Origin of the sequence: Stenotrophomonas sp. ATCM1_4 (assembly GCF_004348115.1) — a bacterium.
In the GTDB taxonomy this organism is placed as follows: domain Bacteria; phylum Pseudomonadota; class Gammaproteobacteria; order Xanthomonadales; family Xanthomonadaceae; genus Stenotrophomonas; species Stenotrophomonas capsici.
Genome location: NZ_QPFB01000001.1, coordinates 2,932,845 through 2,948,571 on the forward strand (window position 1 = coordinate 2,932,845; position 15,727 = coordinate 2,948,571).

At 69.6% G+C, this 15,727-nt stretch carries 15 protein-coding genes; all 15 read right to left on the minus strand.

Annotated features, from left to right (window positions below; translation table 11 throughout):
- Positions 1 to 2: 2 nt before the first annotated feature.
- Complete coding sequence (gene pncB, locus ATCM_RS13635; RefSeq protein ID WP_132865035.1) at positions 3 to 1,172, minus strand: nicotinate phosphoribosyltransferase; 1,170 nt, start codon at positions 1,170 to 1,172, stop codon at positions 3 to 5.
- Positions 1,173 to 1,369: 197 nt separating this feature from the next.
- Positions 1,370 to 2,203 carry a glycosyltransferase family 2 protein gene (locus tag ATCM_RS13640; protein WP_132865036.1) on the minus strand — a complete coding sequence of 278 codons (834 nt, stop codon included), beginning with the start codon at positions 2,201 to 2,203 and terminating at the stop codon, positions 1,370 to 1,372.
- Entirely contained in the window at positions 2,200 to 3,063 is an 864-nt protein-coding gene (locus tag ATCM_RS13645; protein ID WP_132865037.1) for a glycosyltransferase, read from the minus strand. Before ATCM_RS13645 ends, ATCM_RS13640 begins: the two co-directional genes overlap by 4 nt.
- A 2-nt stretch (positions 3,064 to 3,065) precedes the next feature.
- The gene (gene gspD / locus ATCM_RS13650; protein WP_132865038.1) at positions 3,066 to 5,327 is read right to left on the minus strand and encodes a type II secretion system secretin GspD; all 2,262 of its coding nucleotides are present in this window, start codon (positions 5,325 to 5,327) and stop codon (positions 3,066 to 3,068) included.
- Between the two features lie 9 nt (positions 5,328 to 5,336).
- Positions 5,337 to 6,023 carry a general secretion pathway protein GspN gene (locus tag ATCM_RS13655; RefSeq protein WP_132865039.1) on the minus strand — a complete coding sequence of 229 codons (687 nt, stop codon included), beginning with the start codon at positions 6,021 to 6,023 and terminating at the stop codon, positions 5,337 to 5,339.
- On the minus strand, positions 6,013 to 6,627 hold the full coding sequence (gene gspM, locus ATCM_RS13660) for a type II secretion system protein GspM (RefSeq protein WP_132865040.1): 615 nt from the start codon (positions 6,625 to 6,627) through the stop codon (positions 6,013 to 6,015). Before gspM ends, ATCM_RS13655 begins: the two co-directional genes overlap by 11 nt.
- Complete coding sequence (locus ATCM_RS13665; RefSeq protein WP_132865041.1) at positions 6,602 to 7,729, minus strand: PilN domain-containing protein; 1,128 nt, start codon at positions 7,727 to 7,729, stop codon at positions 6,602 to 6,604. Before ATCM_RS13665 ends, gspM begins: the two co-directional genes overlap by 26 nt.
- Entirely contained in the window at positions 7,726 to 8,568 is an 843-nt protein-coding gene (locus ATCM_RS13670) for a type II secretion system protein GspK (protein ID WP_132865042.1), read from the minus strand. The genes ATCM_RS13665 and ATCM_RS13670 overlap by 4 nt, the downstream gene beginning before the upstream one ends.
- The gene (locus tag ATCM_RS13675) at positions 8,565 to 9,215 is read right to left on the minus strand and encodes a prepilin-type N-terminal cleavage/methylation domain-containing protein (RefSeq protein WP_132865043.1); all 651 of its coding nucleotides are present in this window, start codon (positions 9,213 to 9,215) and stop codon (positions 8,565 to 8,567) included. Before ATCM_RS13675 ends, ATCM_RS13670 begins: the two co-directional genes overlap by 4 nt.
- Complete coding sequence (locus ATCM_RS13680; RefSeq protein WP_132865044.1) at positions 9,212 to 9,601, minus strand: prepilin-type N-terminal cleavage/methylation domain-containing protein; 390 nt, start codon at positions 9,599 to 9,601, stop codon at positions 9,212 to 9,214. The genes ATCM_RS13675 and ATCM_RS13680 overlap by 4 nt, the downstream gene beginning before the upstream one ends.
- Positions 9,598 to 10,104, minus strand: coding sequence for a GspH/FimT family pseudopilin (locus ATCM_RS13685; protein WP_243694020.1), 507 nt, complete (start codon positions 10,102 to 10,104; stop codon positions 9,598 to 9,600). Before ATCM_RS13685 ends, ATCM_RS13680 begins: the two co-directional genes overlap by 4 nt.
- Before the next feature lie 6 nt (positions 10,105 to 10,110).
- Positions 10,111 to 10,539 carry a type II secretion system major pseudopilin GspG gene (gene gspG / locus ATCM_RS13690; RefSeq protein WP_192286726.1) on the minus strand — a complete coding sequence of 143 codons (429 nt, stop codon included), beginning with the start codon at positions 10,537 to 10,539 and terminating at the stop codon, positions 10,111 to 10,113.
- Between the two features lie 29 nt (positions 10,540 to 10,568).
- Positions 10,569 to 11,786, minus strand: a complete 1,218-nt coding sequence (locus ATCM_RS13695; protein WP_132865045.1) for a type II secretion system F family protein — start codon at positions 11,784 to 11,786, stop codon at positions 10,569 to 10,571.
- Positions 11,787 to 11,817: 31 nt separating this feature from the next.
- On the minus strand, positions 11,818 to 13,545 hold the full coding sequence (gene gspE / locus ATCM_RS13700) for a type II secretion system ATPase GspE (RefSeq protein ID WP_243694021.1): 1,728 nt from the start codon (positions 13,543 to 13,545) through the stop codon (positions 11,818 to 11,820).
- 189 nt (positions 13,546 to 13,734) lie between these two features.
- Positions 13,735 to 15,606 carry a S8 family peptidase gene (locus ATCM_RS13705; protein WP_132865047.1) on the minus strand — a complete coding sequence of 624 codons (1,872 nt, stop codon included), beginning with the start codon at positions 15,604 to 15,606 and terminating at the stop codon, positions 13,735 to 13,737.
- Positions 15,607 to 15,727 lie beyond the last annotated feature (121 nt).

Below are 15,727 nucleotides of genomic sequence, written 5' to 3' on the forward strand. Positions count from 1 at the left end.
GCTCACTTGAGCTCGAATACCTGGCGCAGGTAGGCCAGGTAACCCGGGTCATCACACATGCTCTTGCCCGGCGAATCACTGAGCTTGGCGACGGGTTGGCCATTGCAGCGGACCATCTTGATGACGATGTTCAGCGGGGTTGGGCCCAGGTCGTTGGTCAGGTGCGTGCCGACCCCGAATGCCACCTGGCAGCGGCCACGGAAGTAATCGAACAGCTGCATCACCTTTTCGATGTTCAGGCCGTCGCTGAACACCAGGATCTTGCTGGTCGGGTCGGTGCGGTTGGCCTTGAAGTGGGCCAGCATGCGGTCGCCCCACGTGAACGGGTCGCCGGAATCATGGCGCACGCCGTCGAACAGCTTGCAGAAATAGGTGTCGAAGTCGCGCAGGAAGGCCTCCAGCCCAACCACGTCGGACAACGCGATGCCGAGGTCGCCGCGGTACTCGCGCGCCCACGACTCCAGCGCCGCCACCTGCGAATCACGCAGGCGCGGCCCCAGCGCCTGGAACGCCTGCAGGTACTCGTGCGCCATCGTGCCGTGCGGGGTCATGCCGTACAGGCGCGCGAAGTGCACGTTGCTGGTGCCGACGAACTGCGGGCCGAGCGCATCGCGCAACATCGGCAGCATGGTGCCGTGCCATTGCCGCGAATAGCGGCGGCGCGAGCCGTAGTCGGCGATGCGGCAGTTCGCAAAGCCCGGCGTGTCGCGCAGCAGCGCGGTCTTGGCCTGCAGGCGACGCTCGCCTTCGGCGAAGTCGGGCGTGGTGGTGTTGCGGAACCAGACTTCGTTGATGATCGCCAGCAGCGGCACCTCGAACATGATGGTGTGCAGCCATGGGCCGGTGATGTCCAGCTCGATCTCGCCCGGCACCGTGCTCGACGGACGCAGCGTGATGTACTTGCGGTCCAGGTGGAACAGGCCCAGGAAATCGACGAAGTCCGGCTTCACGAAACGCAGCCGGCGCATGTACTCCAGTTCCTCGGCGCTGAAGCGCAGGCTGCACAGGTGATCGATCTCGGCGTTGATCTGGTCGATGTAGCGGGCCAGGTCGATGCCCGGCGTGCGGCACTTGAACCGGTACTGGACGATGGCGCCGGGGTACTGGTGCAGCACCGCCTGCATCATCGTGAACTTGTAGAGGTCGGTGTCGAGCAGGGATTGGATGATCATGCCCACATTATGCGCCGGGGCCGGTGGCAATCCGTGCAGCAGCCCGGACGACCCGTTCAGCCTGGCTTGCAGGCCGGACGTCCGTTCCGGTCCACGTGGCAATCCAACGCGGGCGGGATGCAATCCCGGCATGACCTGCCGGAAGCGCCGGGATTTCGTACCGGCGCCCGGGGCTGCGCGCGTTGCGTTGACCGGGCTCAGCGCAACAGCAGGCGCGGCACCTGCAGGGCCGCATGCGCCCAGATCACGCCCCACACACCCACCCGTACCGGCAGGCTGCGCCGCGGGGCCTCGAACTTGCGGAAGTAGCGCCACAGGCCACGGTGCTTGTGCCACTCCACGAAGAAAGGCCGCGCGCGGCTGGACACGCCGCGCACATGCAATACCTGCAGCGCGTTGGCGATGGCCACGGTCGCGCCCGCCTCTCGGGCGCGACGGCACAGGTCCAGGTCCTCGGCATGCAGCCGGTAGCCCTCGTCCCATCCGCCCAGGCGCTGGAACAGGCTGCGCGGCATCAACAGCAGGGCACCGGACAACGCCGGCACCACCTGCAGCGGCGCCGAGCGATCGGCGTCGATCGACAACCGCGCGCCAGCGCCCGGATGGCGCAGCATCGCGGCGAAATCCGGATCGCGACGGCGCACCGCCGCATCCGCCAGCCCCTGCTCGTCCACCTGTTCCACGCCCAGCAGGCAATCACCCAACGGCAGGCCGAGGTCGCGCAGGCGCGCCAGCGTGTCCGGCTCGACCATCAGGTCCGGGTTGACGAACGCCTGCCACGCCGCGTGGCATTCGGCCGCGCCCTGGTTGCAGGCGGTAGCGAAGCCGGGGTTGTCGGGGTTGGCGATGAAGCGCACGCGCGCATCGGCGAGCGCGTGGCGCTGGGCGATCTCCAGCGAGCCGTCGAACGAGGCGTTGTCGACCACGCGGATCTCGGTGACATCCTGCGCGGCGCGCAGTCGCGCCAGGCATTCGTCCAGGGTACTCGCGCTCTGGTAGCTGACGACGACAACGGCAATCGACTGACTCACAACGGCTCCGCGCCTGGAAGGGAACCGCAGGCATCGAACAGGTCGCGCTGGGCTTGCGGCATTATCGCCTGCTCGACCAGCTGCTGCAGCAGCGCGCGATGGGCCTGCAGCGGGTCATCCATCAGGAAGCCGGCCAGCCGCGCGGTCCATGTCGGCCAGCGATTGGCCAGCACCTCCATGTCGCCATCGCCCGGCTGCCCTTCGCCGGCGCGGCCGACGAAGGCGTTGTCGCACAGCACGTTGCGCCAGCCCAGCCCGCTCATGCGCAGGCTCAGGTCGACCAGCGCGGCGTACCACGAGCCATAGCTGTGGATGTCCAGGCCGCCGGCACGACGACGCGCACTGCCGCGTATCAACACCGCGTGGGTCACCGCCGACGGCAGTTCCGGATGCAGCAACGGCATCGCCGCCAGCGCCAACGCCATGCGTTGCGGGTCGATCGGCAGTGGATTGACCTCGCCGGCGCGCGGCCAGGACACGGTTTCGCCGGCGTTGCTCCAGGGCGTGGCGGTGGCGATGGCCGCATCGCGCGCGAAACACTCGCTGAGCTGCTGCAGCCAGCCACTGCCCGGCACCGCGTTGGGGGCCAGCACCGCCACGTCGGCATCGCCGCAAGCTTGCAGCATCTGGTCCAGATGCGCCGATTCACCGATCGGCCGCGGGCGCCGGGTGTATTCGGCCTGCAGGCGCGTATGCGCCAGCCAGTGCTCGATCACCGCCTGCCCGCGCGGACCGGACTGGCCATCGTCGGCCAGCCATACCGGCGTGCCGGCCGGCGTGGATGCTTCCAGCGCCGCCAGGCAGGCATCCAGGGCCGTGTCATCCACGCCTACCGGCAACAGGATGACGGGCAGGCCCATGCTCAGTGGCCCGCCTTGGGCTTGTTGATCGGGTCCAGGGCGCGGAACTTGCTGCCGTATTCGTCGGTGAGGTTCCGTGCTTCCTGCGGATTGCGCACGATGGTCGGGGTCAGCAGCACGATCACCTCGCTGCGGCGGCTGTTCTGGGTCTTGCGGCCGAACAGGCCACCAATCACCGGCAGCCGGCTCAACCCCGGCAAGCCCGAGGAGCCCTTGGTGGCGCTGTCCTCGATCAAGCCGCCCAACATGACGGTGTCACCGGCATTCACGGCGGCCTCGGTCTTCATGCGACGCGTGTTGATGCGCACGTTGCCGTTTTCATCAGCCTTGCCTTCCGGCGAACTGACCTCCTGCACGATGTCCAGGAACACCATGCCATCGCGGGTCACGCGTGGCCGCACCTTGAGGATGGTGCCGGTTTCCAGGTACTGCACCTGCGCGTACTGGTTGTCGCTGATGCCCGATACCGACACCGAATACACCGGGATCTTGCTGCCCACGTTCAACGTGGCCACCGCGTTGTTGCGCACGAACACCGAGGGCGTCTGCAGCAGGCGTACGTCGGTGACCTGGTCCAGCGCGGTGATCACCGCGGCGGCGTTCTTGCCGAGGAAGGTCCAGCTCAGCCCTCCCGTCCCGTCGGTACTGCCAGGCACCAGCGACCCGGCGATATCGCCCCAGATGCCGCGACCCAGTGCCGACGGCAAACCGGCACCCCCTGACTCCTTGGAGGCATTGACCGCCTGCTCGAAATACCAGTTCACGCCGTAGCTCAACTCGCCGGTCAACGCGACTTCGGCCACCTGCGCCTCGATATGCACCTGCATCGGCATCACGTCGAGCTTCTCGACCACCTCGCGGATCGAGCGCCACGCCTGGGGCGTGCTGCGCACCAGCAGCGTGTTGGTTTCCTCCACCGCCGAGACGCCGACGCGGTCGCCCTCCACTTCCAGCGTCACGCTGCCGTTGCCAGTGCCGCGCGAAGGCAGCGACAGGCTCTCGCCGCTGCCACCACCGCCGTTGCTGCCACTGCCACCGAGGCTGCCGCCATTGCCGCTGTCGGCGAAGCTGCTGCCGTCGCCGCCCGACAGCTTGCTGTCCGGGCCGGAGGACGGATCGTAGGTGCCGCCGCCCATCGACACCGCGCTGCCGCCCGGCGCCAGCGAGGGCCCACCATCGGACGCCCCCCGCGACCCACTGCCCGCGCCGAACACTTCGGCGAGGCGATCGGCCAGGTCCTTGGCCTTGATGTACTTCAGCTCGTAGGAGAACAACCGCGCGGTGCCGCCCGCGCTGTCGATGCGGTCCAGCCATTGCTGGATCTGGTCCAGGTAGCGTGCCTGCGGGGTGATCACCAGCACGGCGTTGGCGTTGTCCAGCGGCATGAAACGGAACATGCCGGCGCTGGGCGTCTTGCTGCCCTCGCCGAACACCTTCTCCAGGTCACTGGCCACCTGCGAGGCGCGGCCGGACTGCAGCGGGAACACGCCCACCGACATGCCCGACAGCCAGTCCACGTCGAAGATCTCGACCGTGCGCAGGTAGTTCTCCAGCTCGGTGCGGGTGCCGCCCAGGGTGATGACGTTGCGCGAGCCGTCGATGCCGACGATGGCATTGGGCCGCGCGTAGGGCTTGAGCACCTTCTCCATCTCGCTGGCGGAGATGTACTGCAGCGGCACCACCCGTACTTCGTAGCCACGCGCGACCGAGGCCGGCGCGGTGCTTGGCGCGACGGTGCCCGCCAACGGCTGGTCGGCCGGCACCACGTTGTAGCGGCCGCCGCTGAACACCAGCCGGGCGTTGTTCCAGCCCAGCACCATCTCCAGCAGGTTCAGCGCCTGCGCCGGCGACACCGGCTTGGGCGTGGCCAGCGTCACCGTGCCCTGCACGCCCGGCGCGATCACGTAGTTCTGGCCCAGCATGTCGCCAAGGATGGCCTTGGTGACGGCCTGCACCGACTCGCCTTCGAAGTTGAACACCGCCGAACCATTGCCGGCCGCCGACAGGGACGGCGCCGGCGCCGAAGCCGCAGCGCGGTTGATCACCGTGCCATTGCCACGGCGGATCACGGCCCGGCTCTGGCCCTCCACTTCCTGCGGCGCGTCGGTGGGGGTCAACCCGCGCGTGGTGGCCGGTTCGCCGGCCTGTGGCGCGGCGATGTCGTTGCCCACCGCCGCGTTGCGCCGGATCTCGGGCACCGGCGTGGTGGCGCAACCGCTCAGGGCGCCGATCAGCAGGGTGATGGGGACTATGCGTGACGTCATGCGCTCACTCTACGGTTTCTGGCCGCCGGGGGCGCCGGCCTGTTGTTGTTGCGCCTGCCTGCGGCGGGCCTGGATGCGATCACGGATCGCCTGGATCTGTTCGGCGGTCGGCGCCGCCGGCTCGGCCGCGGCATTGGCCGGCGGCGGTGGCAGCGGTGGTGGCGGGACCTGCGGCGTGGGTGCGGTACCGGGCGGCGGCACGCCTTCCGGCTTGCCACTGCCACTGAACACCTGCAGCTCCAGGTTCAAGGTGCCCGACGGCCCGCTGACCACCGCCGCGCGTGGCTGCAGCGACAGCAGTTGCCACCCCGACTGCGCCTCGCCGCCCACCCGCAACCGCAGCGACTGGCCCTGTTCGGTGGTCAGCGTCGCCATTTCCATGCCCGGGGTGATCAGCACGCCGGTCAGGCGCACGCTGGCCACCGCCGCCGGCTCGCTGCCATCGCCCAGCACGAACGGGTGCGGGCGCCGGTCGTTGGCGAACAAGGGCCGCGCCATGGCTTCGGCATTGTCGGTGGCCGTGGCACGCGGCGGGTCGGCCACCGGCACGGCTGGCAGTGCCGGCACCTCCAGCGTCGTGGCGGGATCGCCGATGCGGCCGCCCAGCCCGAACAGCGTGGCCGTCCACACCGCCAACGCCCAGCCGCCCAACGCGGCCAGCCACCAGGTCCGCAGGCCCGCCACGTCAGGGCGCATTGGTCACCTCCGGGTTGGCGCCGGCCACCACGCCGGGCGGCAGGTAGCCGCTGAGTTCGAAACTGACATCCAGTCCGACGCTGCCTTCGCTGCCACCGGGAGAGGACAGGATGTCCAACCGGTCCACGCGCAGCTGCGGTGCGCCGGTTTCCAGCGCCTGCAGCACGGTCATCCATTCGGCCATGCCGCAGCGCAGGCGTGCCTGCACCGCCACCCGCACGAAGCGGCCGGTGGTATCGGCCGGCATCGGCGAACGGTCGCTGATCGCGCAGCTGCGGTTGTCGGGGCTGGCCTGGCGCGCGGCTTCCTCCAGCCGCTGCACCAGCCGCGAGGTGGCCAGCTCCACCGAGGTTTCCGGCAGGAAGCCGGGCTCGGTGGCCAACGCCTGCTGTGCCTGCTGCAGCCGCTGCGTCACCTGCGGCGCCTGCCGGATCTGGATGTCGATGCGCTGCCGGCGCTCAAGCAGCGCGTCGATCTGTTCGCCCACCGCCCGCATCGGCTGCGTCCACAACGGATGCACCAGCAGCAGGTAGGCCAGGCCGACCAGGCCGAGCAGCAGGCCCAGCGCCAGCCAACGGTCACGGGGTGCGGGTTGCGGCGCCATCGGCGGCCTCCTTCCGTGGCGCCAGCAGCTCGGCGGTCAGGGTGAAGCGTTCGCGCCGGTCGCCGCCGCCGGCCTGCAGCACGCCGGTCAACGAAGGCGTCTTCCACAGGCTGGAACCCTCCAGCCGGGACACCAGCGAGGAGGAACTGCGGCTCATGCCGATCAGCTGCATGCGACCGGCTTCGATGGACAGCTTTTCCAGCGAGGTATCGTCGTCCAGGCGCTGGCTGAGTTCGTTGATCACTTCGGTGGCGGTGGGCTGGGCGGCCCGTTGCTGGGCGAAGAAGGCCTGGCCATCGACCAGGTCCTGCAGCTGCTGCCGCTGCGTGGCCACGGCGCGTGCACGCACCGAGGCCGCTTCCACCTGCGCGGCGAGCGTGGCCGCGGCCTGGCGACGGTTGTCCAGCAGTTGCCAACCGGCCAGGACCAGCAGCACCGCGCTGCCCAGCACCAGCATGCGGTTGAGCCGGCGCATCGGGTCCTGGCGCTGCCGGCGCAGTGCCGCCGGCAACAGGTTCACGCCCAGCGGCTGGCCCTGGGCATCGGCCACGTCCACGCCATCCAGCTGGCCCTGCCACGCCTCGCGTGGCTGCAGCAGGGTTTCCACCACGGTGCGCGGCGCCACCACCAGCTCGACGTCCAGCTGGCCATCGGCCTGCCGCCCCAGCAATCGCACGTCGAAGTACACCTGCTCGGCGGTGAAGGGGGTCTGCCGGTCGATCTCGAAGCGCAGCACGTCATGCAGGCGGCCGTCGGCGGCGGCCGGCAGGCGCATCGGCTTGCGCAACGCCTTGCCGGCCGGCAGCAGCGCGCAGCGCGGCAGCCGCGCATCGCGCGGCGACAATGCGGCCTCCAGTGCTTCCGGCAACAACGGCGCCTGCAGCGACTGCTGCAACAGCGCTTCGGCGCCCTGCGCCTGCAGCACATGTACCTGCCCGCCCTGCGGCGACAACAGCACCCGCGCACCGGACACCCCCAGCAGCAGGCGCCAGCGCGCCGGCAACCACGACTGCAGCGAGGACACCCACCACGACCAGAAGCCCCCGGCCCCCGGCGCGATGCGCGTCCCCAGCTGTCCCAGTCTTTCCCGCAACGCCGTCATCTCGATACCGCTCCCTGTTCCCACCGCACCATCGTATACGGCATGCCGGCGGCGCCTTCTGGCGCCAGCCGCACCACCGTGCGCAGCACCGCTTCGCGTTCGTCCCCCATCCGCACGCGGCTGTCGACACTATAAATGCCGCTGCCGCCTCCCATCGCACCGCCACCCCCGGGGGTTTCGCGTTCACGCGCGGCGATGACCAGCGCCGCGTCCATGCCCATCGCGGTCAGTACCGGTGCCTGGGCCAAGCGCGCATCCGGCCGCGCCTGGCCGTAGACCGTCACCAACGGGGCCAACTGCTCGTACAGGTCCGCGTCCATGCCGATCAGGCGTTGCAGTTCGCCGATGCTGTCGAAGCGGGCGTTCTTGGCCGGATAGGGATACCCCGCCGCGGCATAGTCGGCGCTTTCCGCGCCGCCGCTGGGCTGGCGCAGGTCGTCGACGTCGCGCCAGTCCAGCACCGCGCCGGCCACCTGCGTGGCGCGCGTGGCTTCCACCCCCAGCGCCCGCAGCAGGCCTTCGAGCAGGGGGCGGTCGGCCTGGTTCAGGTCGACCTTGCCAGCCTCGTCGATGACGCGCAGCTCCACCGTGCGCCCATCGAACTGCCAGCGGTAGCGGCGGCCATCGGCGTGCCAGGCCGGTTGGGTCGGCGTGGCGCGCATGCGCGACAGCGCGTAGTCCACGCCGGCATGGGCGATCTCCTGGCCTGCGCCGAGGTCCGCCGTCACCTTGCCCTGCATGTATTCCACCCGCGCGCTCAACGCGAACGCGCCGATGGTGGCGGTCAGCAGCGCCACCAGCCACAGCACCAGCACCAGCGCCGCGCCGCGTGCCCTCATCGCCAGCCTCCCGGGGTGGCGCCGTACTGCGGCACCGCCACCACCAGCGTCGGCCAGGCCGCACCTTCGGCCGGCACGATGTCGATGGCGACCAGGGCCGGCATCCGTCCCGGCACGTTCCAGCGCTCCTGCCATGGCCCCATCGTCCCGCTCTGCGGGTCGATGCCGCGGTACTGCAGGCGAACCTGCCGGAGCCCGTCGACCAGCAGCTCGCTGCCGCGTGGTGGGTTCTCCGGCAACGGCTGGCCGTTCTGCAGCAGGGTCAGGTCGATGCGCAGCTGCTGCCTGGCGCCGTCGCCGCTGACCTGCAGGTCATGCAGGTACGGACCGCCACGGCCCAGGTAGCCCGGCACGTCGGCGACGAAGCGCATCTGCTGTGGCTGGCCATCGAACATCACCGCCACGGCACTGAGCGAGCCAGGTTCAGCCGGCAACGGCTGGGTCAGCGTCGCCATCAAGCGCCGGCGCAGGAAACCCTCCACGCCACGCATGCGTTCGTTCTGGCTGGCGATCAGTTCACCGCGCGTGCTGATCGCCAGGGTCGAGCGCACGATGGCGAACGCCAACGCCATGCCAGCCGCCAGCAACGTGGTGGCCAGCAGCACTTCGATCAGGGTGAAGCCACGCGCGGGACGGCCCGGCCTCATTGCGTGCCCTCCATGCCATTGGCGCGAAGCCGCAACGTGCGCCAGCGCAGTTGTTCGGCTGCGGCATCGCCCCAGCGCACCTGCAGGTCCAGCAGCCACAACCGCGATTGCGGTTGGCGCGGCTCGACGAATGGCGTCACCTGCAGGGTCCAGCGGTACCGCCCCTGCTCCCATTCGCCCTGGCGCACGCCCGCGGCCAGCGGTGCATCTATGCCGGCGCCGGCGAGCAGCGACTGCGCGTGCAGCGACGCACGGCCCTGGTGCTCGGCCATGCCGACCTGGCGCGCCGCACCGGAAAGACTGCCCAGCAGCAGGGTGGCGGCCAGCGCCATCAGCGCGAAGGCGACGATCACCTCGATCAACGAGAACCCCCGCTGCCGCTTCATTGCGCTGCCCCCTGCAACAGGCCCGAACGCACCTCGCCGGTGATCCAGCCCACGTCGATGCGCCACACCGCCGAGCGCGCGCTCAACTCGATGCGCCCTCCGGTCGATGCGCCGTCCTCGAAGAACCGCACCACGCCCTCGTCGCCGCGCACCTGGGCCTGGCGCGCGCCGGTGTAACGCACCGACAGCGTGTCGGGCAGTTCACCGTGGCGACCACCGGGGCCGGTCCAGCGGCGCGTGCGCACGTCCAGCGCGAACGCCTGCGGCCGGCCGGTGGCGATGGCGCGGGTACGTGCGTAGCGCAGTTCGGCGGCGACCTCCTTGCCGGCCGAGCGCAGCTTCATGCCTTCCAGCCCGCCGCTCATCGCCATCGCCGCGACCAGCGCGATGGCGGCCACCAGCGCCAGCACCAGCAGCATCTCCAGCAGCGACACGCCGGACATGCGCGCCCGCACGCCTGCGGGCAGGCGGCGCGGCCGGAACGGGGCGGTCAGCGCAGGCATGGCCGCTTACTGGTTGCGGATGTCCGCGTTGTAGCTGTCGCCGCCCGGCTGGCCATCGGCGCCCAGGCTGATCAGGTCGAACGGCTGGCCTTCGCCCGGCGCGCGGTACTGCACCGGGTTGCCCCACGGGTCATTGAACTCGGCCGGCTTGGCATACGGGCCGAGCCAGCCACTGACACCACCGGGCTGGGTGGCCAGGTCGTCGAGCTTGGCCGGCAGGCGGCCGGTATCGAGCTTGAAGTTCTCCACCTTGCCGCTGAGCGTCTGGATCTGGGTCTTGGCCAGGTTGGCCTTGCCGCGGTCGGCGCCGCCGAGCACGCGGCTGCCGACCAGGGTCAGCACCGCGCCGATCAGCACGATGACGATGATGATCTCCAGCAGGCTCATGCCGGCCTGGCGCGCGTGGAAGGACGGTTGTCGGATGGTTCGCTTCATGCAGGTTTCCTTGTCGGCGAGGTCGGGGGTCAGCCAATGGCGTTGGTCAGGTCGTACAGCGGCACCAGTACCGCGATGATCACCACGCCCACCACCGAGGCGAGCAGCAGGGTGATCACCGGCACCAGCGCGGCGAGCATGCGGTCGATGCTGCGGGCGGTTTCCACGTCGAAGGTGTCGGCGGTCCTGAGCAGCATGCTTTCCAGCGTGCCGGACTCCTCGCCCACCTGGATCATCTGCAGCGCCAGCCGCGGGAAGCGGCCGTTGCGCGACAGCGCGCCGGACAAGCCGGCACCGTTCTTCACCGCTTCGGCGGCCTCGGCCACGTCGCCGGCCAGGGCGCGGTTGCCCAGCACGTTGCGGGCGATGCCCAGCCCGGCCAGCAAGGGCACGCCGTTGCGCAGCAGCGTGCCCAGCGTGCGGCTGAGCCGAGCGGTCTCCAGCCGCGCCACCAGCGGCCCGACCACCGGCCGCTTCAGCAGCCAGGCATCGAAGGCCAGGCGGAACGCGGCATCACGGCGCTTGCGCTCCATCCACAGCAGCGCCAGCGCCGGCACCACGATGAACACGATCCAGCCCTGGCGCACCAACAGGCCGATCTCCAGCACCGCGCGGGTGAACCAGGGCAGGGTCACGTCCAGGCTTTCGTACATCTGCGCGAACTGCGGCACCACGTAGCCCAGCAGGAACAGCAGCGCGCCACCGACCACCACCAGCAGGATGGCCGGGTAGATCATCGCGTTGATCACCCTGCCCTTCAGCTCCTGGCTGCGCTCCAGGTAATCGGCCAGGCGCTGCAGGGTTTCATGCAGGCTGCCGCCGGCTTCGCCGGCGCGCACCATGTTCACGTACAGCCGCGAGAACAGCCCATGCTGGCGTTCCAGCGCCTGCGACAGCGGGGCACCGCCACGCACGGTGTCGCGGATGTCGGCGATGACGCGGCGCGAACGCGCGTCCTCCGGCGCTTCCAGCAGGATGCCCAGCGCACGGTCCAAGGGCTGGCCGGCACCCAGCAGCGTGGCCAGCTGCTGGGTGAACTGCACCAGCATGGCGCCGGCGAACGGGCGTTGCCGCCACTGCTTCCAGCTGGCGCCCTCGAACGCCGAACCGGTCGCCAGCTTCGCCTCGACCGGCATGTGGCCCTGCTCCTGCAGGCGCGCGATCACGTCCGCATCGCTGGCCGCCTCCATCTGCCCGTCCAGCAGTTCGCCATGGGCATCCAGTGCCTTGTAGCGGTACAACGGCATCAGGACGACCGCTCCACGTGCAGCAGGAGGTTCATGCGTCCTCCGTCACGCGCAGGACTTCTTCCAGCGTGGTCTGGCCACGCAGGGCCTTGATGATGCCATCCTCGTACATGGTGCGCATGCCGGCGGCACGCGCGATCTGCTCGATCTCGCCCATCCCGGCCTTGCGCATCACCGCGTTGCGCAGCGCATCGTCCATCACCAGGAATTCGACGATGGTGGTGCGGCCCTTGTAGCCGGTGGGCGCAACGGCCGATGGCTGCGGCCGGTACAGGTGGATCTGCCCATGCGGCTGGTAACGGCGCAGGTTGAAGCGTTCGATCTCCTCGGCCGAGGCCGGGTAGCGCTGTGCATGCGTGGGCTCCAGCCGGCGCACCAGGCGCTGGGCGAGGATGCCGTTGATGGTGGAGGTGAGCAGGTAGTCCTCCACGCCCATGTCGAGCAGGCGGGTGATGCCGCCGGCGGCGTTGTTGGTATGCAGCGTGGACAGCACCAGGTGGCCGGTGAGCGCGGACTGGATGGCGATGCGCGCGGTTTCCAGGTCGCGCATTTCGCCGATCATGATGATGTCCGGGTCCTGGCGGACGATGCCGCGCAGCGCGCTGGCGAAGTCCAGCCCGATCTGCGGCTTGGCCTGGATCTGGTTGATGCCTTCGAGCTGGTACTCGACCGGGTCCTCGACGGTGATGATCTTGACCTTGTCGGTGTTGAGCTGGCTCAGCGCGGTGTACAGCGTGGTGGTCTTGCCCGAACCGGTCGGGCCGGTGACCAGCAGGATGCCATGCGGCTGCGCCAGCACGCGGCTGAACTGTGGCATGAATGCATCGTCGAAGCCGAGCCGCTGGAAGTCGAACACCACCGCCTCGCGGTCGAGCAGGCGCATCACCACGCTCTCGCCATGCGCGGTGGGCATGGTGCTCACGCGCAGGTCCAGCTCCTTGCCCTGCACGCGCAGCATGATGCGGCCGTCCTGCGGCAGGCGGCGCTCGGCGATGTTGAGCTTGGCCATGATCTTGATGCGGCTGATCACCGCGGCGGTCAGGTTGACCGGCGGGCTTTCGCCATCGACCAGCACGCCGTCGACGCGGTAGCGCACCTTCAGCCGGTTCTCGAACGGCTCGACGTGGATGTCCGAGGCGCGCAGTTCCACCGCACGCTGGATCAGCAGGTTGACCAGGCGGATCACCGGCGCCTCGGAGGCCAGGTCGCGCAGGTGCTCGATGTCATCCAGCGGCGCGGCCTCGCCATCGGCCGACTCCAGGATGGTGCCCATCGCACTGCGGCCCTGCCCGTGCCAGCGCTCGATCACCTCGTCCACTTCACTGCGCAGGCCGACCACCGGGGCGATGTCGCAGCCGGTGGCAAGTCGCATCGCGTCGATGGCATAGCCGTCCTGCGGGTCGGCCATCCACACGCGCACGCGGCCCTGCTGTTCGCCCAGCGGCAACACCAGGAACTGCTTGAGGAAGCGCAGCGGCACCGGCTCGGCCCCTTCCACCAGCTCGGGCGGGTGCTCGGGGACGTCACGCGCGGCCAGCAGGCGCAGGCCCAGCACCCGCGCGCAGGCCTCGGCATGGTCGCGCTCGGACACCAGCCCCAGCCGCGCCAGCAGCACCAGCAGGTCGCCGCCGGACTCGCGCTGCAACTGCCGCGCACGCTGCAGGTCGGCGTCCTTCAGCCGGCCCTGCGCGAGCAGCTCCTGGACGATGCGTTCGGCAGGCGTGGCCGCAACATTGGCGTCATGGACTACCGCGTTCACGCACTCCTCCTCTGTTGACCGGACTTTAGCAGCTCGCCGCGTCGTTCCATACGCATGAACAGGCGTAATTCCCGCTTCCAGCGTGATTGGCATCCACGTCAGCGCGATTACGCCGGCCCGCCCACCCGGCATGGCCAAAAAAAAAGAACCCCGGCAAGCCGGGGTTCCAAGGACCACAGGAGGAAACGCTTACTGGCGCGCGACCAGGCTCACGCCGCTGAAGCTGCCCGCACCGACCAGCTTGACGTAGTAGGTGCCGGCCTTCGGGGCGGTGAAGCGAATGGTCTCGCTGTTGCCCGGGCGGGTGGAGCTGGCATCGGCCGCGCTGGCCGACGGCTCCTTGTCGAAGCTGGCGTACAGCGAGACGTTGCCGCTGCCACCGTAGCTCATGAAGGTCAGCACCTTGCCGGCCTCGGCCTGGAAGCTGTACAGCACCTCGTTGCCACTGTTGCCGGCCAGGCCGGTCACCGCGACCTTGTTGACCAGCGGCGTGGCCACCGGGCCGCATTCCTCCACGGCCGGGTCGCACGGCGGCGTGGTTGCCTTGAGCAGGGCCGCCTCGATGTTGAGGATGCCGGCGCCGATCGGCGTGGACGCCGGGATGCTCACCGGGAACGGCTTGACCGTGGAGGTCAGCAGGTCACGCATCTGCGTCCAGGTCAGCGGCGTGTCGACCACGCTCTGCACCATCGCCACCGCGGCGGCCACGTGCGGCGACGCCATCGAGGTACCCACCATGCCCAGCGGCGCCCAGTCCGCGGTCGGCCCCTGCGTGCCTTCGTTGATCACCTGGAAGATCCAGCCGTTGTTGTTCTGCTCGGCGTTGCCGCCCGGCGCGGACAGGTCCACGCGCGGCCCGTAGTTGGAGTAGTACGTGCGCCCGCCGTTGAAACCGGTGGCGCCCACCGAGATCACGTTGTTGCACGAGGACATCGTGTAGCTGCCGGCATTGGCGTTGTCGTTGCCCGCGGCCACCACGATGATGCTGCCGAGGCTGATCGCCTCGTCGATGGCGTCCTGGTAGATGGTCGGACAGCTCGACGGCGCACCGCTGCCCAGGCTCATGTTGATGACTTCCGCCGGGTTCGGGTTGGCCGGCAGGCCCGGCACGGTACCGCCGGCCGCCCAGATGATGCCGTCGGAGATGTCGCTGCCGAAGCCGCCGCAGGAACCGAGCACGCGCACCGGCATCACCTTGGCCTTGAACGCCAGGCCGGCCAGGTTGACGCCGTTGTTGGTCTCCTGCGCGACGGTGCCGGCGACATGGCTGCCATGCCAGGAACTGACGTCGGCCGCGTGCGGGTCGTTGGTCGCCCAGCCGGTGCAGTAGTTCTGCTCGACCCAGTCACCGATGTCCCAGCCGCCGGCGACGCGGTCATCGCTGTCGCGGCGCGAGACGCGCTTGTCGCTGATCATGTCGTAGCCGGGAATCACGTTGTTCTGCAGATCCGGGTTGCCCTGCGCGATGCCGGTGTCGATCACCGCCACCACCACGCCCTCGCCCTGCGAGATGTCCCAGGCCTGGGTGGCATTCACGCCGCTCTGGGCGTTGTAGAAGTTCCACTGCGCCGAGGTCTGCGGGTCGTTGGGCGCGAAGTTCGGGCTCACCTGGGTTGCCAGGCGCTGGTACATCCGGTCGATTTCCACCCGCTCCACCGCGGGATTGGCCTTCAGCTCGCGGATGAAGTTGGCCGCTTCCTGGCCGTCCAGCTCACGCGAGGCCTTCACCACCGCCCAGCCCGGGCTGCCCATGCGGCGCAGCAGCGCGGCACTGGCGGCCGGACGTGCGGCCGACTTGGCCGAAGCGGCGGTCGCCCGGCTCAGCCCGGCGCGCGAGGCCGCGGCATTAATGCCCCGGTTGGCCACGCCTGAATCACGCAGCTCGCTGCTGCCGGCACGGTACTTGACGATGAATCGGTATCCGCCTTCACCGGCGGCCGGCCCACTGTTGAGCGGGCGTGTCGGCAGGCTGCCGGTGTTGGCCGCCAATGCGGCCGGCACGCCCATCGAAACCATCAACACGACACCGGCAACTGCCACTCCAAGCTTGGTCTTCTTCATGTTCGATCTCTCGTCTGCTGGAACAGGGATGGAACTCCATTGCTGCATTGCCTTGCCTTCCCGACCCTCGCTCCACCGGCTGCGGGGGCAGCCGGCGGCGGGGCCGCGAACCTTGCTGCAG

Bases quoted from the DNA above. Each gene is read 5' to 3' on its own strand.
- gspD (WP_132865038.1), bottom strand. From the start codon at position 5,327: ATGACGTCACGCATAGTCCCCATCACCCTGCTGATCGGCGCCCTGAGC.
- ATCM_RS13665 (WP_132865041.1), bottom strand. From the start codon at position 7,729: ATGACGGCGTTGCGGGAAAGACTGGGACAGCTGGGGACGCGCATCGCG.
- gspG (WP_192286726.1), bottom strand. From the start codon at position 10,539: ATGAAGCGAACCATCCGACAACCGTCCTTCCACGCGCGCCAGGCCGGC.
- ATCM_RS13670 (WP_132865042.1), bottom strand. From the start codon at position 8,568: ATGAGGGCACGCGGCGCGGCGCTGGTGCTGGTGCTGTGGCTGGTGGCG.
- ATCM_RS13705 (WP_132865047.1), bottom strand. From the start codon at position 15,606: ATGAAGAAGACCAAGCTTGGAGTGGCAGTTGCCGGTGTCGTGTTGATG.
- ATCM_RS13645 (WP_132865037.1), bottom strand. From the start codon at position 3,063: ATGGGCCTGCCCGTCATCCTGTTGCCGGTAGGCGTGGATGACACGGCC.
- ATCM_RS13675 (WP_132865043.1), bottom strand. From the start codon at position 9,215: ATGAGGCCGGGCCGTCCCGCGCGTGGCTTCACCCTGATCGAAGTGCTG.
- ATCM_RS13680 (WP_132865044.1), bottom strand. From the start codon at position 9,601: ATGAAGCGGCAGCGGGGGTTCTCGTTGATCGAGGTGATCGTCGCCTTC.
- gspM (WP_132865040.1), bottom strand. From the start codon at position 6,627: ATGGCGCCGCAACCCGCACCCCGTGACCGTTGGCTGGCGCTGGGCCTG.
- ATCM_RS13695 (WP_132865045.1), bottom strand. From the start codon at position 11,786: ATGCCGTTGTACCGCTACAAGGCACTGGATGCCCATGGCGAACTGCTG.
- pncB (WP_132865035.1), bottom strand. From the start codon at position 1,172: ATGATCATCCAATCCCTGCTCGACACCGACCTCTACAAGTTCACGATG.
- ATCM_RS13685 (WP_243694020.1), bottom strand. From the start codon at position 10,104: ATGCCTGCGCTGACCGCCCCGTTCCGGCCGCGCCGCCTGCCCGCAGGC.
- ATCM_RS13655 (WP_132865039.1), bottom strand. From the start codon at position 6,023: ATGCGCCCTGACGTGGCGGGCCTGCGGACCTGGTGGCTGGCCGCGTTG.